Consider the following 25,932-nt stretch of genomic DNA (forward strand, 5'->3'; position numbering starts at 1 on the left):
TCTTCCTCTGAAATCTAGCATCGCTAGGAACTGAAGCAACCATAACAGTGGCGCAGTTAGTCTGTCTAGCGTTGCTAGATTTAAGTGTGGAGGAGGGTCCTGATCAGGAGAAAAGATTGCGCACGAACGGAACCGAGTCCGGCAGTGAGGCATTCACGGTGCCGTCGTGCGTGGTCGGATAGGTGTGCAGGGTGACCGGCTGACCGTTCGCCTGCAGCTTGGCCGCGAACGCCAGCGTCGCCGGCATGATCACATCGGTGTCGAGCAGACCCTGGCCCATGAAAAGCGGCTTGTCATAACCCGATTCGGGCAGGCCCATGACCCGCGCGAGCATGCCCTGCAGATCCGGGATCTGCGACAGCGGCCGCGAGAAGAGATTGCCGACCACCACATTGTTCGCGGTCAGCTCCTCGCCCAGCGACTCCAGGCAGGAGCCGTTGGCGCGATCGAGCCAGTAGCGGCCCGAATCATTGAGGTAGGACTCGATATTCAGCTCGGGGTAGGTGGCCCGCAGGCCGTTGAGGATGTACAGCACATAACCGGTGCTGTGCGCCGGCAGTTTGACCGGCGGCACGCCCGGCCCCAGCGGCAGCAGAATGTCCTCGATATAGGCCGGTACGCCGGTGCCGACTCCGCCTCGGTAGTCCAGGCCGGGCTCGCCGAATTCGGTCGCGTAGCGCGCGGTGACGACCGCCGCGCCGCCGCCCTGCGACTGGCCGACCACCACCCACTTCTTCGCCAGCGAGGAATAGTGGCTGGTCGCGGCCTTGACCGCATCCACCACATTGTGTGCCTCGACCGTGCCGTTGAGATAGGGATGATCGCCCGGCGTGCCCAGTCCCGCGTAGTCGGCGGCGACGATGGCGTAGCCCTGGTTCAGCCAGGTGCCCAGATAGGCCCAATCGCGGTCCACCGCGGCCGGTCCGGCAATGGAGTACGCGCACTGATCGCCGAGCCCGACCGTGCCGTGCGCCCAGGCGATGACCGGCCAGCCGCCGGCGGGCGCTTCGCCGGGCGGGAAGTACACGGCCGCACTGGTGGTTGTCGGCTGGTCGTTCGCGGTGGTGCTGCCGTAGAGGATGCGCTCGGAATGGGCCGAGCCGGGCAGTACCGCGGCGGGCGCGAGGGGCTCGACGGAAGTCACCGTGCCGATCTCGCCGGCCGGGTCGGCGGTCGCGCTCGGCGCGCCTGCCAGCACCGCGATCGAAGTGGCGGCCAGGGCCGTCGTGGACATCCATCGTTTCCGCATCGGTGTCTCCTTTGGTTCGCTGACGTCGCACCTAGCCTGGACGCTTGCCCAGATTAGGGCCTTATCGGTACCCCGGGTGGTCACCCCCACACCTATCAAGATCACAATCGAATGTGAAGGTGCTCACAGCTCGCCGGACATCGGCGCGTCGCGTGCCGGTGGCCCTCGTCACCCAAACAGTACGGGCGTTATGCAAAACTGCACGTCAGGGCTACTCGCAAGTAGATTCCACGGCTGCTATTAGCAAGCAAATTTCGCAGGCTTAGCAAAAGCCTCGTGAAAGCTAGCGTGGATTCACACTTGCAACAGGTAGACGGACATTTTTTGTTGTGCCATCGTGTGGAAGTACACCCCGCGGGCATAGCAAGCCTGCAAATTGCTGCTCCAGCAGTGTTCGAACATCGCGAGAGTACGACCACTGGGGCCAACCGACCGAACAGGAAGTGGAGTCAGAGATGTCGACCACCGGCACCCCGAAGACCACCGCGGAAATCCAGCAGGATTGGGACACCAACCCGCGCTGGAAGGGCCTCACCCGCACCTACACCGCCGAGCAGGTTTCGAAGCTGCAGGGCACCGTCGTCGAAGAGGCCACCCTGGCCCGTCGCGGCTCGGAGATCCTGTGGGACCTCGTCAACAACGAGGACTACATCAACTCCCTCGGCGCCCTCACCGGCAACCAGGCGGTCCAGCAGGTCCGCGCCGGTCTGAAGGCCATCTACCTGTCCGGCTGGCAGGTCGCCGGTGATGCCAACCTCTCCGGCCACACCTACCCGGACCAGTCGCTGTACCCGGCCAACTCGGTTCCGACCGTGGTCCGTCGTATCAACAACGCGCTCAAGCGCGCCGACGAGATCTCCAAGGTCGAGGGTGACACCTCCGTCGCCAACTGGCTCGCCCCGATCGTCGCCGACGCCGAGGCCGGCTTCGGTGGCGCGCTGAACGCCTACGAGCTGCAGAAGGCCATGATCGTGGCCGGCGCCGCCGGTGTGCACTGGGAAGACCAGCTCGCCTCGGAGAAGAAGTGCGGCCACCTCGGTGGCAAGGTGCTGATCCCCACCCAGCAGCACATCCGCACCCTGACCTCCGCGCGTCTGGCCGCCGACGTCGCCGACGTGCCGTCGGTGATCATCGCCCGCACCGACGCCGAGGCCGCCACCCTCATCACCTCCGATGTGGACGAGCGCGACCGCGAGTTCCTCGATGGCACCCGTACCGCCGAGGGCTTCTTCGGTGTGAAGAACGGCATCGAGCCCTGCATCGCGCGTGCCAAGGCCTACGCCCCCTACGCCGACCTCATCTGGATGGAAACCGGCGTGCCGGACCTCGAGGTCGCCCGTAAGTTCGCCGAGTCGGTTCGCAGCGAGTTCCCGGACCAGCTGCTGGCCTACAACTGCTCGCCTTCGTTCAACTGGAAGGCGCACCTGGACGACGCGACCATCGCGAAGTTCCAGCGTGAGCTCGGCGCCATGGGCTTCAAGTTCCAGTTCATCACCCTGGCCGGCTTCCACTCGCTCAACTACGGCATGTTCGACCTGGCGTACGGCTACGCCCGTGAGGGCATGACCGCCTTCGTCGACCTGCAGGAGCGCGAGTTCAAGGCCGCTTCCGAGCGTGGCTTCACCGCCATCAAGCACCAGCGTGAGGTCGGCGCCGGCTACTTCGACACCATCGCCACCACCGTTGACCCGAACACCTCGACTGCGGCGCTCAAGGGCTCCACCGAAGAGGGCCAGTTCCACTGAGAACTGCTCCGCCTCTCCGCAACTTCGGCGCACGGCTGAGAGCCGTTGACCGCTGAGGACGCGGAGGAGCGGTTGGGTACGGACACAATCTTGGACGTACCCCAGGAGTTACCCGGATCTCACGAGATCAGTTGTTACGTTCCGTAACAACGGGTTTCGAGGGCTTCCACTCAGAGCGGTAGTCGCATCACAACCTCCGCCGCTCTGGGTACCCGGAACCCGTCGAGGGGGACGCAAGTTCCCCTCGACGGTGTTCACCCTCCCTTCCCGTCGACAGCCCCGGCGGGGAGGGTTTTTTCCTATAGCTTTGATTTCGAGACTTACCCGAAGGCGTTCGGTAGGCGACAACTGATTTCGTGACGGTCGGGGTAACTCCCGGGGTACGACCAAAATTGGTTCGGAACCTGACGGAGGTACGGGTGCCCGACTGACAACGGCACTTAGCCGCCCGCAAAAGTTGCGGGGAGGCGGAACGGAGCGGGACGTGAGCAGCAGCGAAAAGATTCAGCGTGTCGGCATTATCGGCGCCGGACAGATGGGCGCGGGTATCGCAGAGGTTTGCGCCCGGGCACATGTCGATGTCCTTGTCTTCGAGCAGACTCGTGAGCTTGCCGCGGCCGGTCGGGCCCGCATCCTGCGGTCGCTGGACCGCGCGGTGTCCAGCGGCAAGATCTCCGAGCGGGAGCGCGAGCAGACCGCCTGGCGGCTGCGCTTCACCTCGGACCTCGCCGATTTCGCCGACCGGCAGCTGGTCGTCGAGGCCGTGCTGGAGAACGAAGATGTGAAGACCGCCATCTTCTCCGAGCTGGACAAGGTCGTCACCGACCCGAACGCGGTGCTGGCCTCCAACACCTCCTCCATCCCGATCATGAAGATCGCCGTGGCCACCAACAACCCCGAGCGGGTTGTCGGCATGCACTTCTTCAACCCGGTGCCGGTGCTGCCGCTGGTCGAGCTGGTCACCACGCTCAAGACCACCGAGGCGGTCTCCCAGCGCGCCGAGCAGTTCGCCTCCGAGGTGCTCGGCAAGCAGGTCGTGCGCTCCGCCGACCGCTCCGGCTTCGTGGTCAACGCGCTGCTGGTGCCGTACCTGCTCTCGGCGATCCGCATGGTCGAATCCGGCTTCGCCACCAAGGAAGACGTCGACAAGGCCATGGTGCTGGGCTGTGCTCACCCGATGGGCCCGCTGGCGCTCACCGACCTGGTCGGCCTCGACACCGTGAAGTCCATCGCGGACTCCATGTACTCGGAGTTCAAGGAGCCGCTCTACTCCGCCCCGCCGCTGCTCATGCGCATGGTCGAAGCGGGTCTGCTGGGCAAGAAGGCCGGGACCGGCTTCTACCAGTACAACGCCCCTGCCGCTGTTCGTTCGTAACACCTGGCTGAGCGCCGCTATGTGTCCCACATATGGCGGCTCGCAGTTGCTGCTGAGATATGTGGCGCTCCGTGAGTTCCCTCCGGAACGCGACGACTGATTTCGTGAGGGTCGGGTAACTCACCGGGTACGTCCAAAATCGGTGCCGCACCCGACCGCCGCTACGCGTGCATGACGGCGAACGGCTCCCAGCCGTGCGCTGAAGGTGCGGGGAGGCGGGTCAGCATAAGCTGCAAATGGGTCGAGTTGGACCGGCAGCTTCGAAGGGAGTGTCCCGCACATGGTCAATGTCAGCGATGGTTTCGGATCCAGCATCCTGGGCTATCCCCGCATCGGACTGCACCGCGAACTCAAGCGTGCTCTCGAGTCTTATTGGCACGGCACGCTGGAGCGCGATGAGCTGCTCGCGGTCGGGCGGGAGATCCAGGAGAGTCAGTTCCTCGAACTGGCGGCCACCGGGCTGACCCAGGTCCCCGGCAACACCTTCTCCTTCTATGATCACGTCCTCGACAACGCGCTGCTGTTCGGCGCGGTGCCGAAGCGGTTCGAGCCGTATCGAGAAGGCTTGCACCCCTTGGATTTCTACTTCCTGATGGCGCGCGGGCGGCCCGACCTGCCGCCGCTGGAGCTGGTGCGCTTCTTCAATACGCCGTACCACTACCGGCAGCCCGAACTCGACTCCGATACCGAATTCTCTTTGCACCCGGAGGCTTTGCTCGACGAGTTCGATCGGGCCAAGGCGGCGGGCATCGAACTGCGGCCGGTCATTCTGGGCCCGCTGTCGCTGCTGCTGCTGTCGAAGACCGGACATGTCCCGGGCGAGACCGAATTCGACAAGCTGGTGCTGCTGGACAAGCTGCTACCGGTCTACGAGGAGCTACTCGAGGCGCTCGCCAAGCGCGGCGCCACCTGTGTGCAGCTGGACGAGCCCTGCTTCACCAGCGACCGCTCGCCCTCCACCATCGAGGTGTTCGAGCAGGCGTACCAACGACTTTCGACCGCGCCGCTGCGCCCGCGACTGCTGGTCACGGGGCAGTACGGCGATTTCGGCGAGGCGCTGGAAGCCTTGGCGCGCACCAAGGTCGAGGCCATCGGGCTCGACCTGGCCAACCACCGCATCACCCCCGACGATCTGGCCAAGATCCCGGGCATCGGCCGAAAGCGCCTGTACGCGGGCGTCATCAGCGGCACCAATGTGTGGCGCGCCGACCGGGTGGTGGCGCTGGAATACCTGAACGCGCTGTCCAAGGTCTGCCCGGACCTGGTCGTCTCCACCGGCGCGACCCTGCTGCACGTGCCCTACGACCTGCTCGTCGAATACGAGCTCGAGGAGAACGTCGCCGACCGCCTGGCCTTCGCGAAACAGAAGGTCCTGGAGGTGGTTTCGCTGGCCAAGGCGCTCACCGAGGGCCCCTCGGAGAAGTGGCGCAAGCGGCCGACGTCGGTGCACTTCAAGCAGAAGCACGCGGTGCGGCAGCGGGTGTACAACGTCACCCAGCGGATGCGCGAGCGCGAACCGTACGAGGTGCGGCGCGTCGCCCAGCAGGCCAAGCTGAATCTGCCGCTGGTGCCCGCCACCACGCTCGGCTCGTTCCCGCAGACCACCGCGATCCGCCAGGCCCGCTACGACCTGGGCCAGGGCAAGCTGTCCTACGAGGACTACCGCAAGCGCATCGAAGCTGAGATCGAGGCCACCATCCGGCTGCAGGAGGACATCGGCCTCGATGTGTTCGTGCACGGTGAGCACGAGCGCAACGATATGATCCAGTACTTCGCGGAGCAGTTGGACGGCTTCGCCACCACGCACTTCGGCTGGGTGCAGGTGTACGGATCCCGTTGTGTCCGACCGCCTGTCCTCTACGGCGATGTCTCGCGCCCGGCCGCCATGTCGGTCGAATGGGCCACCTACGCCCAGTCGCTCACCGATAAGCCGGTCAAGGGCATGGTCACCGGGCCGGTCACCATGCTGGCGCGGTCCTTCGTGCGCCAGGACCAGCCGTTGTTCGACACCGCAGACCAAGTGGCGCTTGCCATTCGGGACGAGGTCGTGGATCTGGAGAAGGCGGGCATCGCCATCATCCAGGTGGACGAGCCGTCCATTCGCGAGCTGCTGCCGCTGCGGGCGAAGGGCCGCGCCGAATACCTGCGCTGGGCCGTCGGTGCCTTCCGCCTGGCCACCTCCGGCGTGCAGGCGGCGACCCAGATCCATACGCACATCGGCTATTCCAGCCGCGGTGATGTCGTGCAGGCCATCGAGGAACTGGATGCGGACGTGACGGCCATCGTCGCCACCCGCTCCATCGAATGGGTGCTCAAATCGCTGCAGGAGGACAATGCCGAAGGCCGCGGGCTCACCCACGGCGTCGGCCCGGGTGTGTACGAGAGCCGCTCGGCGCGCATCCCGGATATCGACGAGCTCGACGAGGCCCTGACGGCCGCCGCGGCTGCCGTCACCCCGGAACGCCTGTGGGCCAACCCGGATGGCGGTCTGAAGACCCGCCACCACTGGCAGTTGGACCCGTCGCTGCGCAATATGGTCGCGGCCGCCCGCCGCGTCCGCCGCCGCGCGGAAGCCGCTCGCACGCAGTCGGAGGGCTGACCGGCACGAAGCACCTGAACATCACGGCGGCACGGGCGAAAACCCGTGCCGCCGTTGTGGTTGGCGGGGTGGATCCCGGCCACGAGCGTGCCGGGATGACGGGGCGAGTATGCGGGGTGCGTTTCACGCTGCGGCGGTATTCATGATCCGGTCACGAAACAGCGCCTAGCCTGTGGCGCAGGAAGTTTCGAGACAGGAGGCGGATATGGATCCGACGGGGAAGGGCGATCAGCCGGATACACCGGAGGACGGCAAGGAGTTCGACGACACCTATCAGAACAAGGGTGATCAGGTGTCGCCGCCGGAACCGTGGAAGTCCGGGCCGCCGCAGTAGCGGTGCGGCACACAGTCGTCGCTCGGCGTTTCCGCCGCGTCCGCCGGTTAGCCTGTGGGCGAGGTTGATTCGATGACAGGAGTGACGACTGTGGGTCTGTTCGACAATTTGAAGGATGTCGCGGGCAAGGCCGCCGATCTGGCGAGTGAGCATGCGGACAAGCTGGATCCGCTGGTGGACAAGGTCGGTGACCTGGTCGACGAGCGCACCGAGGGCAAGTTCGCCGGTCAGGTCGACAAGGTGCAGGAAGCCGCGAAAAAGGCATTGCACGAACAGGGCAAATAAGGCGCTGCACGAACAGGGTACGTAGGGCTCAGCTCGGCGCGACGTCGTAGCGGCGGATATACGCGCCGATGAAGGCCTGCGCGGTGGCGGTGACCGGAATGGCGAGCAGTGCGCCCGTCGCTCCGAAGAGCGCCGCCCCCGCGAGCACCGCGCCGAAGGCCACCGCCGGATGCATATCCAGGGTGGTGGCCGTGATGCGCGGTTGCAGCACATAGTTCTCGAACTGCTGATAGACGACGATGAAACCGAGAATCCACAGTGCGGTGCTCGAACTCTGACTCAGCGCGACCAGCACCGGCAGCGCACCGGCGAGATAGGTGCCGACGGTCGGAATGAACTGCGAGACAACGCCCACCCACAGCGCCAGCGCGAACGCCGACGGAATACCCAGTATCCGCATGGCCGCGTAGTGCGCGACGGCCGAGCAGAGTGCCAGCAGCGCACGGGAATACAGATAGCCGCCGGTCTTCTCGACGGCGATATCCCAGGCGCGCAGCACATGTCGCTGCCGCTTGGGCGGCAGCACCGAGCAGACCGCATTGCGGAAACGCGGCCCGTCGGCGGCGAAGTAGTAGGTGAACAGCAGTACCCCGAGCCCCTGGAACAGCACGCCGAGCGCGGTGGTGCCGATGCCCCACACATCACCGGCCAGCCCGACCACCCACTTCTCCAGTGAGGAACTCAGTTCCGAGGCCCGCTCGGTGATATCGGCGCCGGACAGATCGGTGTGGAACGTCGAATTGATCCAGGCCACAGCGTCTTCGGTATTGTGCGGCGCGTTCCGGATGAGCGAGGTCACCTGGTCGACGATCAAACCGCCCATGGTCCAGAGGAATCCGATGATCACCACCAGCACGATGACGAAGACCGCGCCGGTGGCGAGCCCGCGCTTCCAGCCGCGCGCGGCCAGCCAGTTCACCGCCGGTTCGATGGCGAAGGCCAGGAACAGCGAGATCACCAGCACGGTGAGCAGGCCCTGCAATTTGGCCAGCGACCAGAAGGTGATGACGATGCCGGCGACCGTCACCGCCGCCATCAGATAGGCGCGTGGCAGCCACGCCGGAATGATCGACTGGACGGTGATTCTGCGCGGTACATCGACTGTTTCGTCTGCTTCCTCTGGCACTCCGCAAACGTAGCCGCGGCGTCGCCCGCTCCGTGGGAGCAGACGACGCCGCGTGTTGCTGAACGAGCCGGAGCGAGAGCTACATGGTCGCGGTGTCGATGACGAAGCGGTAGCGCACATCGCTGGCGACCACCCGGTCGTACGCCTCGTCGATGCGATCCGCGGAAATGACCTCGATCTCCGCGCCGATGCCGTGCTCGGCACAGAAGTTCAGCATTTCCTGCGTCTGCGCGATGCCGCCGATCATGGATCCGGCCAGCGAGCGCCGGTAGCCGGCGATGGTGAAAGGCTTTACCTGGAGCGGCTTTTCGGGCAGGCCGAGGATCACCAGGGTGCCGTCGAGGGCCAGCAGTCGCAGATAGTCGTCGATCGGCAGATCCGCCGACACCGTATTGAGGATGAGGTCGAACTTGCCGCGCAGCTCGCGGAAGGTCTGCTTATCGCTGGTCGCGTAGTAGTGGTGCGCGCCGAAACGCTTACCGTCCTCCTGCTTGCTCAGCGAATGGCTCAGCACGGTGACCTCCGCGCCCATGGCGGCGGCGATCTTCACGCCGACATGTCCGAGCCCGCCCATACCGATGATGGCCACCTTCTTGCCGGGTCCGGCATTCCAGTGCCGCAGCGGCGAGAACAGCGTCACGCCCGCGCACAGCAGCGGTGCGGCCACATCCAGGCCGATGCCCTCCGGAATGCCGACCACGAAGCCCTCGGTCACCACGACCTGCGTGGAGTAGCCGCCCATGGTGTAGCCATTGGACTGCAGCTCCGGCGCCACGGCGGTGTTGTAGGTCATGGTCGCGCCGGGGATGCAGTACTGCTCCTCGCCGGCCAGACAGGGTTCGCATTTGCCACAGGAATCGACCATGCAGCCGACGCCGACGCGGTCGCCCACGGCGTGCTTGGTGACGGCCGAGCCGACCGCGGCGACCAGGCCCGCGATCTCGTGGCCGGGCACACAGGGGTAGCGGGCGCCACCCCATTCGTCGCGGGCGGTGTGTATGTCGGAGTGGCAGATGCCCGCGTACTTCACATCGATCAGCACATCGTTGGGTCCGAGGTCGCGGCGTTCGATGGCGAGCTTCTCGAAATGGCCGTCGGGGGTAGACACGGCGTATGCGGCTGCAGTGCTCACAACAAACTCCTCTGCGGGACTCCGGCTGAAACGGGGGTGCCATTCGAACACTAGTGCTAGCGTAAGAACCGGCCGCCGGGCGGGTGGTGACAGTCTGTGGAGACGATATAAGACCTCAACGGAGCTATCCGGGCAGGCAATCGTCTGCGAAGCAGAAAACTCAGTCCGTGAGGCCTGGATCTCTTCTTCGGGAGGGAAACGTCAAGAATACATGCCTGCCTAGGCATGAATTATCAGCGATTGATCGAGATGTCGCCCGCCGGACTGTCGGCGGGCGAACTCGCTGATCGGATATCCCCACCACCTTGCTGAGCATGGAACATGCTGGGCCGATGGCGATTCTGCTGGCGCTGGTGTCGATGTGCTCCACCTTCACCGGCGGACTGGTGGCCGACCGCATCGGCGAGCGCAAGCGGCTGGTGCTCGGCCTGGCCGCCGGTGTGATGCTCGGCGTGGTGGCCTTCGATCTACTGCCCGAGGCGCTGGAGGCGGACCCCCGCAGTGCGCTGGGCGTGCCCGTGCCGCTGCTGGCCGCGGTCGTCGGCTTCTTCACCGTGCACATTCTGGAGCGGACGGTGGCGCTGCACACCGGGCACGAGGACGAATTCGGTGCGCACCACCACGATTTCGCCTCGGTCGGGCTGGTGGCCGCGTCCGGGCTGGTATTCCACAGCTTCCTGGACGGGTTCAGTATCGGGATCAGCTTCCAGGTCGGCGCCGCGGCCGGTGCGGCCGTCGCCATCGCGGTGATCAGCCACGATTTCGCCGACGGGTTCAATACCTTCACCCTCACCACGCTGTACGGGAACGCCCGGCGGCGCGGTCTGGCCATGCTCGCGGCCGATGCCATCGCACCGGTCATCGGCGCGATCGTCGGCACCTTCGTGAAGGTCCCGACCACCTTCGTAGGTATGTATCTCGGCTATTTCGCCGGATTCCTGCTGTATCTCGCGACCGCGGACATCCTGCCGGAGGCGCATGCCGGAAAGCCCTCGACGGCCCCGCTGCTGTTCACCCTGCTCGGGCTGGGCTTCATGCTGCTGGTCGCGGCGGCGAGCCACTGACGGCCGGATTCGAGCACATGCTCAGCGAACTGGGCGGTACATATGTGTTACCTCGAAGACCCGCGGAGGGCTCTGTCTCCTGGTACACCAGAGGGTACAGATGCTCGGAAGCCGATCAGCGCACAGCAGTCGGAGGGGATCGATGCACGACGACACGCGTCGCATGACCGGAGGCGACCCCTCTCATACCGGCGGCGGGCGATTGCTCGTTCTGCTCTTCGTCGCGGTCCTGGCCGTCACGGCATTCCTCGGATATCACGGCGACCTGGCGCGTCTGTCCTTTCACCATGACCCACCCACCGCGACCCTGCTCGGACCACCGCTGCCGCCGCTGGACACCAAGCTCGTATCGAATGTCGTCGAACCCGCACTCGTGAACATCACCGCGGGCATCCAGCCGTTCGGGCTGGGCGCGGCGGGCACGGGCATCGTGCTCACCGCGGACGGGGAGGTGCTCACCAGCCATCACGTGATCAAAGGCGCTGACACCGTGAAGGTTACGGATGTCGGCACCGGTGCGGTCTATCCCGCGACCGTGCTCGGCTACGACTCCGGCGCCGATATCGCGCTCATCGAACTCACCGGGGCACACGGACTTCCGATCGCGCGGGTCGGTGATTCCGCCGCCCTGCGGCTCGGTGACCAACTGCTGGCCATCGGCAATGCGGGCGGCACCGGTTCGCCCACCGCGGTCGGGGGACCGGTCACCAATCTGGACAGCACCATCGTGGCGCGGAACGAAGTCGATATGTCGCGGAAAGCGTTGCACGGCTTGATCGAAGTCGCCGCGGCCGTCGCCGCCGGACAATCCGGTGGGGCACTGGCGGATCGCTACGGCGCGGTGGTCGGCGTGGTCGCCGCGGCGTCCGGGGATCTGCAGAAGGCGCTGGGCCACGGCCCCGAGGGGTACGCGGTGCCCATCGATTCCGCCATGACGGTGGTGCGCCAAATCCGTTCCGGCACACCGACGGACACCGTGCATATAGGCCCGACCGCAACCCTCGGCATTCTCACCTCGGATGCCCAGCCCGCGGGCGCGCGCATCGATGTGGCCGTGTACGGGCAGCCCGCCTTCGCGGCGGGGCTCACCGAGGGGGAGGTGATCACCGGCGTGGACGGCCGCGCGATCAGCACCACCCAAATGCTGAAAGCCGCACTCAACCTCCATAAACCGGAGGATGTGGTGCGGCTCGACCTGAACGAGCCCGGCGGCGGGCAGCGCACGGTGAGCGTCACGCTCATCGCCGGCCCGCCGAACTAGGCCCGCAGGTTCACTTCAGAGGTGATCGCGCCAGTAATCCTGGAACTGGATGTACACGATCAGAATGACCACCGCGTAGTAGATGGCGACCACGGTCCACCGCCACTCCACCACGATCTGCAGCACGCCCCGCGATTTACCCCACAGCTGCCCGGTCACCACGGCCAGCAGCAGCGGCGTCACCGCCCACACCACCATGCACCACGGGCACAACGCGTGAATCAGGAAGACCGCCTGGTAGATCAGCCAGCCGATGAAGCCCATGCCCGCGGCCAGGCCGACCCACAGGCCGCCCCAGACCCAGCGCGGCAGACCGACATTCGCGATGGCCAGCACGCCGAGCGTCACCACCACCGAATACCCGACCACGCCGATGATCGGATTCGGGAAGCCGAAGGCCGCCGCCTGATCCGAATCCATCACCGTCGTACAGGAAATGGTCTGATCGATGCTGCACAGCGGTTTGAAGCCGGGTTCGGTGTAGAGCTTGAACTTGTCGACGAGCAGCGTCACCGACGCCGCCCAGCCGATCAGTCCGCCGAGTAGTAGCGGCCACGCGGATTTGGGTGCAGCCGCGATGATCACTTCGCCGCGGCCTCGATGACCGACTGGATGCCGTTCGGGCTCATCAGCGTCTGGCCGTCCGTGACGGCCTTGCCGTTGACGTACACCGACGGCGTGGACTTGAGGCCGGTGGCGAACACGCCCTTGGTCTCATCGCCCACCCAGGCGACATACTTCTGCGACGTAATGTCCTGTGCCACAGACGGTTCGGTGTAACCGGCGGCAGTCGCGACGGCGATGATCTGGTCATCGGTCATACCGTTGCCGTTTTCCTTGGGCTGCTGGCTGTACATGGACGCCAGCCAGTCCTGGAACTTCGACGGATCGGCGGCCGCCACCGCATAGGCCGCATTCGCCGCACGCGTCGAATACTGGTTGCCGTTGGAGGCGCGGTCCAGGAACGAGATGATGTTGTACTCGACAACCGCCGAGCCGTTCTTCACCGCGGCCTCGAGCGCACTGGAGTTGTTCTGCTCGAACATCTGGCAAGCCGGGCACTGCAGGTCGGCGACCACCTGCACCTTCACCTTGGCATCCGGATTGCCGATGCGAATGGCGCCGGTGGAGGTGATATTCGCCGGTACCGCACCCGCGCCCTGATCGTGGGTGACGACCGGGGCGAACGAGGCCGCCGTGCTCTTGTCATCGCTCTTGCGCATGGCCAGCCCGATGCCGATCGCCGCGACCAGACCCACCATCACTACGGCGACGCCGGCCTGGATAGCGATCTTGCGATTGCGATCGGCTCGCTGAGCCTTCGCCAGAGGATTCTTGCGATCACCCGGTTTGCTGCTCACGTGTGCGCACCACGCCTTCCATTGTCACGACTCATACGGGCCCATCCTGGCCCGAGAACCTGAGAGAACAGTGTTAATTTGCCCTCCGCTTCGCTACGGGCGGGTTCGCGGCCTCTGGTCCCGATTCTTCCCTCCCTCCACTCCTCCGCTGCGCTCCCCCGCTCCACTCAGTCCAGAATCGGGACGGCCACGAACTACAGGTGAGGCGTTGAGGGTGTGGGGGAGAGGGAAATCACGCCTCGGCGAGGAGCCTTTTCTGCTCTTCTACATCGAAAGTCGCCGGCGGCCAATCCAGCTTCAATCCTTGCAGAGCGTCGATCAGCAGTTCCGTGACGGCCAGCCGGGCGTACCACTTGTGGTCGCAGGGCAGCACGTGCCAGGGGGCGTGCTCGGTATTGGTGCGGTCTAGAACTGCCTGGTAGGCGTCCTGATAGTCGGGCCAGTAGGCGCGCTCGTGCAGATCGTTGGTGCTGAACTTCCAGTACTTGTCCGGGCGGTCCAGCCGCTGCCCGAGCCGCTTCTTCTGCTCGTCGAGGGAGACGAACATGGCCACCTTCACAATGGTGGTGCCGTCGTCGACCAGCTTGCGCTCGAACTTGTTGATCTCGTCGTAGCGCTTCTCCCAGACCTCCGGCGGCACCAGATCGTGCACCCGCACCACCAGCACGTCCTCGTAGTGCGAGCGGTCGAATACGCCGATCTGGCCGCCGCGCGGCAGCTGCTTGCGAATGCGCCACAGGTAGTGGTGCTTCTTCTCCTCCGCCGTGGGCACGCCGAACGACGCGTGATCCACACCCTGTGGATCGACCGAGCCGATCACATGCCGGACGATGCCGCCCTTGCCCGCGGTGTCCATGCCCTGCAGCACCAGCAGCACGCTGCGATTGTCGCCGTGCCTGCCGTTCGCATAGAGCTTCTCCTGCAGATCCGACAGCACAGCGGCCCGCTCGGCGAGCATTTTCTCGCCGTCGCGCTTGTCGCCCTTGAATCCAGGGGTTCCGGAAGTGTTCAGTTCGCTGACCTGTACACCATCGGCCCGCAGGACCTTGGTGACGGGTTTCGACCAGGTTGTCGCCTTCGCCATCCCCCATGCGTAACACGCTGCGGCTGTTCCTGTGGGCAAGCACGCCGAAATCGGGCCGTCGAACCCCGGGCGGGGCTGCGGTCACACCCGGGCCAATCGCACGAGATGCTCGGCCAGTTCGGCATCGGTGACCGGAGTCAGCGTCAGGTCCGTCGCGGTGGTGAGCAGATAGCGGCCGTCGCCGGTGAAATCCATCCAGGTGCGGTGCCGGGTGGGCGGGGAGAGCGGATTCGCCGGTTCGACCGTGACGGTGATGAAGCCGCGGCCGTCCACCGGCTCGCGGAGTTTGCGGCGAAAATTATCGCCCTGGGTGACTGAATCATCCGTCTGCAGCACCGTGTTCTGCGGCTCCTGCATGGTCTCGTGACTGCCGGGCGGGGCCGATCCGATGATTTCCACCAGTTCCTGCCCGAGTTGTTCGGCAGGGCACAGCAATACGCTCACCGCATCGGGGCGGGCGACCAGAATGCCGGCGCGCTGCTGCGCCACGGCGGCGAAGGCGAGAATGCGGCGGGGCTCGGGTGTGCTGCTCTCCCCGTACAGCGAGACCGTGGTGGTATCGGTGCGGGCGCACAGCATGAGCGCGGCGGTCAGCTCCGGATCTGTGCGGCGCAGGAAGCGGTGCCCCAATCGGGGTGCGGCGCCGGGGTTTTCCTGCACCCGGGGGAGTGTGTCCAGGGGATAGGGGCGGCGATCCAGCTGCGTTTCGCGGGACCAGACCATGGCGAATTCGTCCGGGGTCAGCATCCATTTCACTACGGTCGTCCCCCCTTTCTGCGGTACGACCCTCCGTCCCGATCGCGACCCTACCGGAGGGTTTCTGCGGGCGCGTCCCGTCGTGCAAGGGGGCTTACTGTGACGAACCGCACGGTAGGGTTCGGAGCCGAGATGTGCGATCATGCCGAATCTGGTCACGTGACCAGAGCTGTGTGTGCCGTTGCGCCGCAAGCGAATAGCCGGAGGTAGAGATGAAAACCGGTGCCCGGCTGCTGGCCGCGGCCGCCCTCGCGACCGTGCTCGCCACCGGAACCGCCGGCGCCGCGCCGATTCCCGCACTTGCCCGGACCAGTGGCGGACTTCCTCGGTGCACCCGCGACCGCGCAGCCCGTCACCGGCGTACCCGCCGTCCCCGGGCATCCCTGGCTGGCCGCCAACGGCGACTCCGGAATCCACGGCGACGGCTGGATGAGCGATACCTACACCCGGCCCGGACCGCTCGGCAACGACACCCGGGTGGATTCGCTGCTGCTCGGCAGCGAGTGCGGATCCATCGCCTTCGACCATGCCGGGCGCATCATCTCCAACTGCCCGGGGCTGAATCCCGGTCTATACCTGATCGATCCGGCCGGACTGAAGGTGCTCGGCCACTATCCGCTGTCCGGTCGCGGGGCCGGTGAATTCCTGAAGCCCGGCGCCTTCTCGAACTTCGGCGGCGGCTCCGACCTCACCGACCCCTGGTACTGGACCACCCTCGACTTCCGTAGCGGAAACCTGGTGTGGCAGCGCCGATCCGGCTCCGGGCCGCTCTACAACAACAACTACGCGGGCATCGCCCTCGGCCCCGACGGCACCGCCTACCTGGGCGTCCTCGGCGGCCTGATTTCGCTGCGCGATGGCCGGTAGTAGCCGCATCACGGGAACCGGTGGCCGCGCTGAGCGCTACCGGAGCCACTGACGCGGAGCGGGTAATAGGCGGCAGCGCAGCAGAAGTGGTGGCAGCGCCACATAAGCCCAGCGCGGCGATCTCATCGAGCCGCAGCCCTTCCCGAGTTCTCCTGCCACGCACAAACTCACCTCCCGCGCACGGATCAGCAGGCTATCGCATGCGCGGGAGGTGAGTTCGGGGGAAGGAAACGCTTGCGCGTCAGGCGATGTCGACGTCGATCGTCATGCCCGCCTTGCGGAGGCGGTCGGTGAGGGCGTCGCCCATGGCGGCGGCGGGGGTGAGGATGCCCGCCAGTTCGGAGAGTTGGTCGAAGGCCAGGGTGAGGCCGGATTCGCCGAGCATGACGGCGGTGGCGGCGTAGCCCGGATCGCCCTTGCCGGCGAAGGTGCACACGTACTTCGCGCCGGAGGTGGTGCGGGCGAAGGTGCGCATGGTGAACCAGCCGCTCTTGCGGGCCTTTTCGCTGGGGCCGGTGCCGGGCTTGGGGACCAGCCGGTCCAGCAGCCGGCGGCCGGCGGCCACGCGGGAGAGCACCGCGCCCGCCGCCATGGTGGCGACGATGCCGCCGGCCATGCCCGCCGCGACCAGCGGTGCGGTGGCCGACTTACCCGCGCTCATGACCTCGCGGTAGCGGAAGTTCTTGCCGTACGGCCAGCCCAGCAGGCCATTGCTGCGGCGCACGATCTTGGTGTTGTGCGCGCCCATGATGAAGGTCGCCACCCAGCCGTCCAGGCTCGGATCGATATTCGACGCGCGCTCCAGGGCCTGATCGCTCTGGCGGCCGACATCGGGCTCCATGGCCTTGTCCGGGCTCAGCGAATACGGGTGCGACATGATCGCGCCCTTCTTCGGGTCCGCCGCAATGGCTTCCATCATGGCGCGGCCGGAATCGACGGTGCCGCCGCTCACGCCGCCCTTGAGCCAGGCCACCAGGGTGACATCGGTGAGCTCGCCGGTGTTGTCCTCGACGGTGCGCTTGTACAGCTGGTACACACTCAGATCCGACGGAATCGAGTCGTAGCCCGCGGAATTCACGATCTTCGCGCCGGTCTCGGCGGCCCGCTCGCCGAAACGGTCGATGCATTCGCGAATGAACAGCGGCTCACCGGTGAGATCGGCGTAGTGCGTACCGTTTTCGGCGCATGCCTCCACCAGCGGCAGCCCGTAGCGCAGGTACGGCCCCACAGTCGAGACGACGACCCTGGTCCGCGCGGCGAGCGCGTTCAGGCTCGCCTGATCGGTCGAATCAGCCTGTACCAGCGGCCAATCCGCCGCACCCGGGCCGAGTTCGGCCCGCACCCTGGTGAGCTTCTCCAGCGACCGCCCGGCGAGGGCGATGCGCGCCCCGGCAGGGGCGGCCTCCGCCAGATACTCCGCCGTCAGCTTGCCGACGAAGCCTGTCGCGCCGAATAGCGCTAGGTCGAATTCCCTGTCAGCCATAGTGTTTCCTGTCCGGTGGGGTTACGCCTTTGCGGCGCGTTTACGAGTGGTCTTCTTCTTGGGGCCGGTGGTCGGCACGGGTGCGGGCCGGGTGGAGAGCCATTCCCGGTGTGCGCGACCGAGTTCGGTGACCGGATCGTCGCCGTACAGCCATTCGCGGGCGATGCGATGCCAATTGGCCGTCGCCTCCAGCTGACCCAGCACCCCGAAGGTGAGGAATTCCGCGCGGCGTGAGAACAGGTGCTCCGGCGGCAGGTTCTGCTGCTTCATGCCCGCGAACTCGCTGCCCCGCGGATCGACCGCCAGGATGAACGCGCCCGACGCCAATTCCGGTGTGATGGTGAGGTCTTCGTCCACCAGCGCCCATTCGCAGGCGGACAGCACGTACTCCAGACACTCCTCGGGAGTGATCTCGTCGGGGGAGTCGATGACGCCGCGCTGCACCATCAGATCGCGCAATTCCTCCGCGCGATCCTCGGCCGCGGCGCGAATACAGGTGGCCTCGAACTCCACATGCTCCGGATCCATCCGGTTGTAGAGCCCGAAGTCCAGGAACGCCACCTTGCCGTCCGCGCCCAGCAGCAGATTGCCCGGATGCGGGTCACCGCAGAACTCGTTGAACGTGAACAGCGAACCGACATAGAACCGGTAGATGATCTCGCCGATCCGATTGCGCTCCTCGGCGGGCAGCGCCCGGATATCCCCGAAACTGCGACCCGGGAAGTATTCGCTCACCAGCACCCGCTGCGAGGACAGCTCCGGCATGGTGTCCGGCACCACGATGAACGGATGCCCGCTGTACAGCGCAGCGATCTGCGACTGGGTGTTCGCCTCGGCGACGTAGTCGAGTTCGCTCTCCAGATTCAGCCGCAATTCGTCCAGCACGGCCGGGGTCACCCACGGCATGGCCGATTGCAGAATGCGCCGGAACATGGCCAGATTCTTCAGGTCCGCGCGCACCGCGGCATCGATGCCCGGGTACTGCACCTTCACCGCGACGGTCCGGCCGTCGTGCAGTTTCGCCCGGTACACCTGGCCGATGGAGGCGGCGGCGATGGGTTCCGGCTCGAATTCGGCGAACACCTGCTCGAGGGTTCTGCCGTAATCCTCCTCGATGACCGCGCGCATCACCTCGAAGGACACCGAGGGCGCGCTGTCGCGCAGTACGGCCAGCCGCCGCTGGAACCGTTCGCGATGTTCGGGCGGCACCAGATCGAAGTCGAGCACCGACAGCATCTGCCCGAGCTTCATGGCGACGCCCTTCATGGTGCCCAGCACCATGACCATCTGCTCGGTGGCCCGGATCATCGACTCCTCGGCCATCCGCTCGCGCACCGCCTCGGAGCGCCCGCGCATGGAACGACGGGTCTTCTGAGCGCGAATCGCATTACCGGCGACGGCCATCCCCAGCTTCGTCCCCCGAGTAAGCCTGGATGTCGGCAGCTCTTTCGCCATCAGTGACCCTCCATTGGACCCGGCGCCCCCGTTGGTGCCGATGCGACGGTAGACGCCTCTCAGGCACCTACCTCGTTCAGCCTAACTACACCTTGATCTTCCAGCCCAGCCCCGAACCAGCCAGATTGGTGAAGACGTTCGGACCCGAACGCCGGTGACAACTGATTTCGTGAGGTCGGGGTAACTCCCCGGGTACCCCCGAAATCGGTGTCCCACCTGACTGCTCCTACGCGTACCGAAGTCCGTACGGCTCTCAGGCCGCGCGTCAGAGTTCCGGAGAGGCGGCACTGCTCTTGTTTTCGGGGTCCGGCAGTCGGTGCGGCCGGGAGTTGAACCAGGTGCGATCGCCGCCCGCGCGGACCATGCCCTCGATGGCGCTCCACGCCATCATGGTCAGGTAGTCGAGCATTTCCTCGCTGGACATGGTGCGGTTGGTGATCCACCAGTCCGTCGCCAGCTGCACGCCGCCGACCAGCACGTAGGCCCACAGCATGGCGCCCTCGGTCTGGACGTCCCGGCTGAAGGCCTTGTCGATGATGACCGCGGACACCACCTGCGCGAACAACTTCTCGAAGTCGGCCAGCGTGGAGGTGTCGGTCGACGCCCCGTTGCCCATGATGAACCGGTAGACGTCGGTATCGGCATCGACCGTGTGCACATACGCGGCGAGCGTATTGCGCACCAGCTGGTACTCGTCGAGATCGTCGCTGATGGCCTCGTAGATACGCGGCATGAGCGTGGTCTCGATGAACCGCTCCATAGTGGCCCGGGTCAGATCCTGCTTATCCGAGAAATACCGGTACAGCACGGTTTTGGAGACGCCGATCTCGGCGGCGATCTCATCCATGCCGGCATCGCCGCCGCGGGTGCGGATCGCGGCGAGGGTGCCGTCGACCAGCTCCTCCCGGCGATCGATCTTGTGCTGCTGCCAGCGCTTCTTGCGGCCGTCCACCCGTCCCGGTCGAGGGGGTGCGGCGTCGGCTCGCGCGCCGGCGTCGACGGCTCTTTGGGTGGACAGGGTGAACTCCCTACATGGCGTGTTGTGCTGGGCCTATTCAGCTTAAGCCTCGCACGGTCCCGATCGCGGACGTTCGGGACCGGCCCGGTGGCCGGGAGTAGGTTCGGGGAAGCAGCAGAATGGAACATATGGAGCAACCGACCGGCAGTGCCGGGGTCCTCGAATCGAGCGGGCGGTCGGCACAACCGGCCGCTTCACCAGGTGGAGCCTTCGCCGACCTGCTGGGTGATGAAGGCAAGGCCAAAGATCTCTGGCGGATGAAGGCCATTGCCACGGCCTTCCTCGCGGCCGCGACCCTGATCTATCTGATCTGCGCGTGGGCGCAATCACGTGGTCACGGTGGCGGCTGGGTCGGCTATGTGCGAGCCGCGTCCGAGGCGGGCATGGTCGGCGCCCTCGCCGACTGGTTCGCGGTGACGGCGCTGTTCCGGCATCCACTGGGCCTGCCGATCCCGCACACCGCCATCATCCGCAAGAAGAAGGATCAGCTGGGCGCGGGGCTCGGCGATTTCGTGCGCACGAATTTCCTCTCACCCGATGTGGTTGTGGCGAAACTCAATTCCACCCAGATCTCGCTGCGCGTGGGCCGTTGGATGGCGGACCAGGCGCATGCCGAGCGGGTGGCGGAGGAGAGTTCCACCATCCTGCGGGCGGTGATCGGCGCCCTGCGTGACGAGGACGTCGAGCAGATCATCGACCAGACCATCGTCAAACGCATTGCCGAACCGCTCTGGGGTCCGCCGCTGGGCAAGGTCCTCAAGGAGTTGCTGGCCGACAACCGGCAGGCTCCGCTGCTGGATCTGCTGGCCGAGCGCGCCCATCAGTGGGCCCTCGATTCGCAGGAGACCATCGATCGCATCGTGAATCGAGACTCCCCGTCCTGGGCTCCGAAATTCGTGAATTCGCTACTGGCCGAACGTATTTACCGGGAGCTGGTGGAATTCACCTGGAAGGTTCGCACGCAGCCCGATCATGAGGTGCGGATGGCGGCCAATCGTTTTCTCGAGGATTTCGCGAACGATCTGCAATTCGACGACGCCATGATCAAGAAGGCGGAGCGGGTGAAGTCCGAGTTGATGGGCCGCGAGGAGATCACCGGACTGGCGCACGCGACCTGGCGCGCTGCCAAGCGGCTCATTCTGGAATCGGCGGACGATCCGAATTCGACGCTGCGCCGCAAGGTTGCGGAGAATGTGCAGCAATTGGGTGAACGGCTCTCGGCGGACCAGGGCATGCGCGACAAAGTGGACGGCTGGCTGGAGCGTGGCGTCCGCTATCTGGTCGCCAACTACGGCAGTGAGATCGCCACCCTGGTCAGCGATACCGTTGCCCGGTGGGATGCGGACGAGGCCAGTCGCAAGATCGAATTGGCCGCGGGTCGCGATCTGCAGTTCATCCGCATCAACGGCACGGTTGTCGGTTCGCTGGCCGGGCTTGTGATCTATGCCGTTTCAAATTTGCTGTTCCATGGCTGACGGGTTGCGCTAGCAGAGCGCTTGCAAGAGTTAGCACCCCCCTTTAGAATTGACCGCACAACCGCCGGAAGGTCAGTGATGACACACGATCCCGAGGTTCCCGAAAAGCTCGACGGCACGCAGACGGAGACGCCCGCTACCGACGAACGACCGGGCCGCGTAGCCAACGCGGCGCACGATATCGGGGGCTTCATCCGGGCGCAGCGCGAGATCGCACAGGTCTCCCTGCGTCAGTTGGCTCAACTGGCGGGGGTGAGCAATCCGTATCTCAGCCAGATCGAGCGCGGGCTGCGGAACCCGTCCGCCGAGGTATTGGCGCAGATCGCAAAGGGTCTGCGGCTGTCCTCGGAGGTCTTGTACATGCGGGCCGGGTACCTCGAGCAGAGGGCACACGGTCCGGTCCGGGATGCACTGCTCGCCGATACGGAAATCACCGAGCGGCAGAAGCAGGTCCTCCTGGACATCTATGAATCGTTCCGCCGGGAAAACGCGGTGAACGAGGACAGAGGGGACGCGACGGACCCGATGGGGGGCGTTCCGGGGGGAAATGAGAGCACCGCTCTCGGGGACAACGAGGTTCCGCACCGAACAACCGAAGTTCCGCCACGCCAGGAGAACGAACAGATATGACCGAAACGAACTTGACCACCACCGTCACCAAGCCGCTCTACGCGACCGTCGGTGCAGGTGACGCCATCTACGCGTCGGTTCTCGACACCGTCGAGAAGGTCCGCACCCGGGCCGCCGCCGTGGACGTCTCCGGCCGCGTCGAAGAGGCCCGCGAGCGCTTCGCCAACCTGCCCGCCGACCTGCAGGAGCAGGTCGAGGTCGTGCGCCAGCGCATCTCCGCGCTGCCGTCCGAACTGCCGGAGGACCTGGCCGAGCTGCGTGAGAAGGCCACCCCCGAAGAGCTGCGCAAGCTTGTCGATCAGTACTACCACCAGCTGATCGACCTGTACGCCGACCTGGCCGCCCGCGGCGAGGAGACCGTCGAGAAGCTGAAGGCCAACCCGACCTTCGAAGAGCGTTTCGAGCAGGTCGAGACCCTGTACACCGATCTGGTGACCCAGGCGCAGGACGTCTTCGGCAAGGTCTCCGACCAGGTCGCCCCGCTGCTGGGTGTCGCCAAGGACGCGGCCGCCGAGGTCGAAGAGGCCGTTGATGCCGAGGTCGTCGCCGTGACCACCGAGGCCGAGCCCGTCGTCGCTCCGGCTCCGGCCAAGAAGGCGCCCGCGAAGAAGGCTCCGGCCAAGAAGGCCGCCGCCCCGGCTGCCAAGAAGTAACGTCGCGCGTTCCCTCTGAACGTGAAACACCCTGTGGCTCCCGCACATTCACCGTGCGGGAGCCACGGTCGTTTCGCTGGGCACCGAGGCTGACCGCATCAAGGCACGCCCGAAGGTCGCGGCCGTCCCGGTTCTGGACTGAGTGGAGCGGGGGAGCGAAGCGGGACCAGGGGCCGCGACCCCGCCGGAGCGGAGCGGAGGCAATTAGACTGAGCGGGTGATGGGAATTCCCGGATTCATTTTGTCGGCCTTGTTGCTGTGCGAGCTCGGAATGGTGGTGTTCGCGCTGGTTCACGCGATACGCCAGCGCTCGGATGCCTTCCCTGCCGTGGACAAGCTGACCAAGCCGGTGTGGCTGGCGATTCTGGTCGCCTCGCTCGGCGGACTGCTGCTGACGCGGAACCCGGTGAACATCTTGAGCATTGCCGCGATCGTCGCCACGGGTGTTTATCTGGCCGATGTGCGGCCCAAAGTGGACGAGGTCCAGCGCGGCCCGCGCTGGTAGCGCAGACGTTGTATCAAGGCCGTCATTCCCGCTGGTCGGGGGTGGCGGCCGATTTTTTTCCGGTGTTGGACGTGTCCGTTCCGAGATCCACCGGTCTCCGAAGTCAATGGGTGCTTGCACTAGCTAGCACGCTCCGGCAGGAGTTACTGTATCTAGCAGTAACACAAAGGAGTGTCCTATGCGGGCAACGCTGCCTACTAGAGCGGGCCTCACCCAGTGGGTCCAGAACCGGGTGCGAGCCCACCGCGCCGACCTGCGGACTCGGACCTACGCGAATGCGGATCTGAATCCGCCCGCCGGTCCGTACGAGGTCGTTCCGGTCACCACCGCCGACGGTGCGCACCTGCGGGTGCACGCCTACGGCCCCGCCGATGGCGATGTCCTCGTGCTGGTGCACGGCTGGACCTGCTGCCTCGAGTACTGGAACCCCCAGATCAATGCCTTCGCCGGTGACTACCGCGTCATCGCCTACGACGTGCGCGGGCACGGTGAGAGCGATCTGGGCACGGCCCCGCTCACCACCGATCTGCTCGCCGACGACCTCGAAGCCGTGCTCGATGCCGCCCTGGCGCCCGGCCGGCGCGCGGTCATCGTGGGCCACAGCCTCGGCGGCATGACCCTGCAGGCCTGGGCCGGGCGGTATCCGGAGCAGGTGCGGCGGCGCGCCCTCGCGGTACTGCTCACCAATAGTTCTGCGGGACAGCTCATTGCCGAGACCACGGTGCTGCCGTTCTACAACCGTGGCAAGTTGCGGCTGCCGTTTCTGGTGGGGCTGCTCGGTCTGAGCCTGCCCATTGCCTTCCCGCCGATCGCGCCGGTGAAGTGGATATTCCGCCGGCAGGTCATGAGTCTGGATTCGACCGGCGATATCGCCGAATTCGCGCAGAACATCGTGCGGTCCTGCCCGGCGCTGGTGCGCGCGCGGTTCGGCACGCTGCTGTCGCATCTGGATGTGGGACGCGGTGCGGCGAATCTGACCGTGCCGACCTCCGTCATCGCCGGTTCCGCCGACTTCATGACGCCGGTGGTGCACGCGGAGCGGATCGCCGAATTGCTCACCGAGGCGGGCAGTCTGGACGGTTTTCACATTCTGCCGACCGGTCACCTCGGCAATGTCGAGGCCTACCGGGAGTTCAACGACGAACTCGCGCGGGTGGCCGGCACTGCGTTCGGAACGGCGCAGCGGGTCGTCGGCGCCTGAACCGGGCGGGTGTTTCTCACCGCAGGATGTGTCGTAGAACACAGCTATAACCCGACTTCCACGCGGTGAACGTGAATGCCGTTGCGACGGAACGGGTATCCCGGAAGAAGGGCCGCAGGCGGCGGATCGAAAAATATCTGCCGCTTGCACTAGCAAGCACCACAGCTAGCGCGGTAGTGTGCCCTGGAACACAAAGGAGTGCTCATGCTGGTGAAGCTGCCCGAGGCGGGCGCAGACATGGTGACCGCCCCCTTCCGCGCCGGACTCCGGTCCCGCATCTACAAGACCGCGTCGCTGAATACTCCGCGACCGGCCGACATCATCCCGGTCACCACCCGTGACGGCGCTCGCCTGCGGGTGCACGCCTACGGACCCGCCGAGGGTGATGTCATTGTGCTGGCGCACGGCTGGTCCTGTGCCATCGAATACTGGAACCCGCAGATCAACGCGTTCGCCGGGGAATACCGGGTGTACGCCTATGATCAGCGCGGCCACGGCGAAAGCGAAAGCGGCCGCAGGGCTTTCGGCGCCGACCAGCTCGCCGACGACTTCTCCGATGTGCTGGACGCGGTGCTGCGCCCGGGTCAGCGCGCGACGCTGGTCGGGCACAGCATGGGCGGCATGACCATTCAGGCATGGGCGCAGCGGTACCCGCATCAGGTCGCGCAGCGGGCCGCCGCGGTACTGCTGGCCACCACCGCGGCGCGGCGAATCCCCAACCGCGCCACCGTGCTTCCGGTCTTCAATGATTTGATTCCGGCGCCGGACTGGCTGTCGCTGGCGCTGTTCGGCACTCCGCTGCCGCTGCCCGGTGGCCGTGCCGTGCGACTGATCGCCAAGCACCGGCTGTGCAATGCCGCCGCCACCCCCGATCAGGTGGATTTCGGTATGTCGATCGTCCGGTCCTGTCGTCCGTCGACGCGCGCCGCGGTCGCCCGCAGCCTGCTGCACCTCGACTTGCACGGCGCCGCAGCTCATTTGACGGTGCCGACCAGCGTGGTCGCCGGTTCCTACGACAAGCTGCTGCCGGAGGAGCACTCCCGCGAAATCGCCGATACCCTGGCCGATTCCGGATATCTCGACCGCTACCTCATCCTGCCCACCGGTCACCTGGTGAACATCGAGGCCGCGGATGCCTTCAATGCCGAACTCGCCCGGGTCATCCGGGCGGGCCGCCGCGGCATGGTCGCCGCCGCGGGCTGATACCTATTTCCAGAAAAACCGAAGCGCCCCTTCCCCAATGACGTGGAAGGGGCGCTTCGGCTTTGGCAGGG

Annotated in this window: 24 protein-coding genes; 14 read left to right on the forward strand and 10 right to left on the reverse strand. The window is 65.9% G+C overall.

All coding sequences use genetic code 11. From position 1 onward, the window contains the following. Positions 1–103: 103 nt before the first annotated feature. Positions 104–1,249: an alpha/beta hydrolase family protein gene (locus OG716_RS33880; protein ID WP_405134457.1), complete on the reverse strand. Its 1,146-nt coding sequence runs from the start codon at positions 1,247–1,249 to the stop codon at positions 104–106. Between the two features lie 455 nt (positions 1,250–1,704). Between OG716_RS33880 and aceA the strand changes: the two genes are divergently transcribed. The 5 genes from aceA (at position 1,705) to OG716_RS33905 (ending at position 7,587) form a co-directional block, all read left to right on the forward strand. Then, complete coding sequence (gene aceA, locus OG716_RS33885; protein WP_327142503.1) at positions 1,705–2,994, forward strand: isocitrate lyase; 1,290 nt, start codon at positions 1,705–1,707, stop codon at positions 2,992–2,994. A 484-nt stretch (positions 2,995–3,478) separates the two neighbouring features. Continuing rightward, complete coding sequence (locus tag OG716_RS33890) at positions 3,479–4,369, forward strand: 3-hydroxybutyryl-CoA dehydrogenase (RefSeq protein WP_405134458.1); 891 nt, start codon at positions 3,479–3,481, stop codon at positions 4,367–4,369. Between the two features lie 280 nt (positions 4,370–4,649). Beyond that, a complete protein-coding gene (gene metE / locus OG716_RS33895; RefSeq protein WP_405134459.1) occupies positions 4,650–6,968 on the forward strand; it encodes a 5-methyltetrahydropteroyltriglutamate--homocysteine S-methyltransferase in 2,319 nt (772 codons plus the stop codon). Between the two features lie 205 nt (positions 6,969–7,173). After that, a complete protein-coding gene (locus OG716_RS33900; RefSeq protein ID WP_405134460.1) occupies positions 7,174–7,302 on the forward strand; it encodes a hypothetical protein in 129 nt (42 codons plus the stop codon). A 72-nt stretch (positions 7,303–7,374) separates the two neighbouring features. After that, entirely contained in the window at positions 7,375–7,587 is a 213-nt protein-coding gene (locus OG716_RS33905) for an antitoxin (RefSeq protein ID WP_355129111.1), read from the forward strand. Between the two features lie 28 nt (positions 7,588–7,615). On the opposite strand, the gene OG716_RS33910 is transcribed toward OG716_RS33905, so the two are convergent. Further along, the gene (locus OG716_RS33910; protein WP_405134461.1) at positions 7,616–8,713 is read right to left on the reverse strand and encodes an AI-2E family transporter; all 1,098 of its coding nucleotides are present in this window, start codon (positions 8,711–8,713) and stop codon (positions 7,616–7,618) included. Between the two features lie 79 nt (positions 8,714–8,792). Then, entirely contained in the window at positions 8,793–9,845 is a 1,053-nt protein-coding gene (locus OG716_RS33915; RefSeq protein WP_405134462.1) for an NAD(P)-dependent alcohol dehydrogenase, read from the reverse strand. 332 nt (positions 9,846–10,177) lie between these two features. On the opposite strand from OG716_RS33915, the gene OG716_RS33920 reads away from it, so the two are divergent. Together OG716_RS33920 and OG716_RS33925 are read left to right on the forward strand one after the other, a co-directional pair. Further along, positions 10,178–10,909, forward strand: a complete 732-nt coding sequence (locus OG716_RS33920; RefSeq protein WP_405134463.1) for a ZIP family metal transporter — start codon at positions 10,178–10,180, stop codon at positions 10,907–10,909. 142 nt (positions 10,910–11,051) lie between these two features. Continuing rightward, positions 11,052–12,170: a S1C family serine protease gene (locus OG716_RS33925; protein ID WP_405134464.1), complete on the forward strand. Its 1,119-nt coding sequence runs from the start codon at positions 11,052–11,054 to the stop codon at positions 12,168–12,170. Positions 12,171–12,185: 15 nt separating this feature from the next. Here the strand turns inward: OG716_RS33925 and OG716_RS33930 are convergent, their stop codons facing one another. The 4 genes from OG716_RS33930 to OG716_RS33945 all read right to left on the reverse strand — a co-directional run bounded on the left by OG716_RS33930 (position 12,186) and on the right by OG716_RS33945 (position 15,362). After that, on the reverse strand, positions 12,186–12,755 hold the full coding sequence (locus OG716_RS33930) for a vitamin K epoxide reductase family protein (RefSeq protein WP_405134465.1): 570 nt from the start codon (positions 12,753–12,755) through the stop codon (positions 12,186–12,188). Next, the gene (locus OG716_RS33935; protein WP_405134466.1) at positions 12,752–13,531 is read right to left on the reverse strand and encodes a thioredoxin domain-containing protein; all 780 of its coding nucleotides are present in this window, start codon (positions 13,529–13,531) and stop codon (positions 12,752–12,754) included. The genes OG716_RS33930 and OG716_RS33935 overlap by 4 nt, the downstream gene beginning before the upstream one ends. 232 nt (positions 13,532–13,763) lie before the next feature. Beyond that, on the reverse strand, positions 13,764–14,615 hold the full coding sequence (locus tag OG716_RS33940) for a polyphosphate kinase 2 family protein (protein WP_405134467.1): 852 nt from the start codon (positions 14,613–14,615) through the stop codon (positions 13,764–13,766). 81 nt (positions 14,616–14,696) lie between these two features. Next, the gene (locus tag OG716_RS33945; protein ID WP_405140095.1) at positions 14,697–15,362 is read right to left on the reverse strand and encodes an ESX secretion-associated protein EspG; all 666 of its coding nucleotides are present in this window, start codon (positions 15,360–15,362) and stop codon (positions 14,697–14,699) included. A 309-nt stretch (positions 15,363–15,671) separates the two neighbouring features. Here OG716_RS33945 and OG716_RS33950 point away from each other — a divergent pair, with 309 nt between their 5' ends. After that, positions 15,672–16,238, forward strand: coding sequence for a hypothetical protein (locus OG716_RS33950; protein WP_405134468.1), 567 nt, complete (start codon positions 15,672–15,674; stop codon positions 16,236–16,238). 241 nt (positions 16,239–16,479) lie between these two features. Here the strand turns inward: OG716_RS33950 and OG716_RS33955 are convergent, their stop codons facing one another. The 3 genes from OG716_RS33955 to OG716_RS33965 all read right to left on the reverse strand — a co-directional run bounded on the left by OG716_RS33955 (position 16,480) and on the right by OG716_RS33965 (position 20,128). Further along, positions 16,480–17,721 (reverse strand): saccharopine dehydrogenase family protein, encoded by a 1,242-nt coding sequence (locus OG716_RS33955; protein ID WP_405134469.1) that lies wholly within the window; start codon positions 17,719–17,721, stop codon positions 16,480–16,482. A gap of 21 nt (positions 17,722–17,742) precedes the next feature. Then, the gene (locus tag OG716_RS33960) at positions 17,743–19,176 is read right to left on the reverse strand and encodes an AarF/ABC1/UbiB kinase family protein (protein ID WP_355129127.1); all 1,434 of its coding nucleotides are present in this window, start codon (positions 19,174–19,176) and stop codon (positions 17,743–17,745) included. A gap of 265 nt (positions 19,177–19,441) precedes the next feature. Then, complete coding sequence (locus OG716_RS33965; RefSeq protein WP_405134470.1) at positions 19,442–20,128, reverse strand: TetR/AcrR family transcriptional regulator; 687 nt, start codon at positions 20,126–20,128, stop codon at positions 19,442–19,444. Between the two features lie 194 nt (positions 20,129–20,322). On the opposite strand from OG716_RS33965, the gene OG716_RS33970 reads away from it, so the two are divergent. From OG716_RS33970 to OG716_RS33995, 6 genes are all read left to right on the forward strand, one after another. Then, the gene (locus tag OG716_RS33970) at positions 20,323–21,669 is read left to right on the forward strand and encodes a DUF445 domain-containing protein (RefSeq protein WP_405134471.1); all 1,347 of its coding nucleotides are present in this window, start codon (positions 20,323–20,325) and stop codon (positions 21,667–21,669) included. Between the two features lie 78 nt (positions 21,670–21,747). Then, the gene (locus OG716_RS33975) at positions 21,748–22,299 is read left to right on the forward strand and encodes a helix-turn-helix domain-containing protein (protein ID WP_405134472.1); all 552 of its coding nucleotides are present in this window, start codon (positions 21,748–21,750) and stop codon (positions 22,297–22,299) included. Continuing rightward, entirely contained in the window at positions 22,296–22,952 is a 657-nt protein-coding gene (locus OG716_RS33980; protein ID WP_355129131.1) for a heparin-binding hemagglutinin, read from the forward strand. The genes OG716_RS33975 and OG716_RS33980 overlap by 4 nt, the downstream gene beginning before the upstream one ends. 220 nt (positions 22,953–23,172) lie before the next feature. Next, positions 23,173–23,457 (forward strand): DUF2516 family protein, encoded by a 285-nt coding sequence (locus OG716_RS33985; RefSeq protein ID WP_327146764.1) that lies wholly within the window; start codon positions 23,173–23,175, stop codon positions 23,455–23,457. Between the two features lie 178 nt (positions 23,458–23,635). Beyond that, positions 23,636–24,658: an alpha/beta fold hydrolase gene (locus tag OG716_RS33990; RefSeq protein ID WP_405134473.1), complete on the forward strand. Its 1,023-nt coding sequence runs from the start codon at positions 23,636–23,638 to the stop codon at positions 24,656–24,658. 204 nt (positions 24,659–24,862) lie between these two features. Continuing rightward, positions 24,863–25,861, forward strand: coding sequence for an alpha/beta fold hydrolase (locus OG716_RS33995; RefSeq protein ID WP_405134474.1), 999 nt, complete (start codon positions 24,863–24,865; stop codon positions 25,859–25,861). The last annotated feature ends 71 nt before the right edge of the window (positions 25,862–25,932 follow it).

Source organism: Nocardia sp. NBC_01388 (genome assembly GCF_045040085.1).
Taxonomy (GTDB): domain Bacteria; phylum Actinomycetota; class Actinomycetes; order Mycobacteriales; family Mycobacteriaceae; genus Nocardia.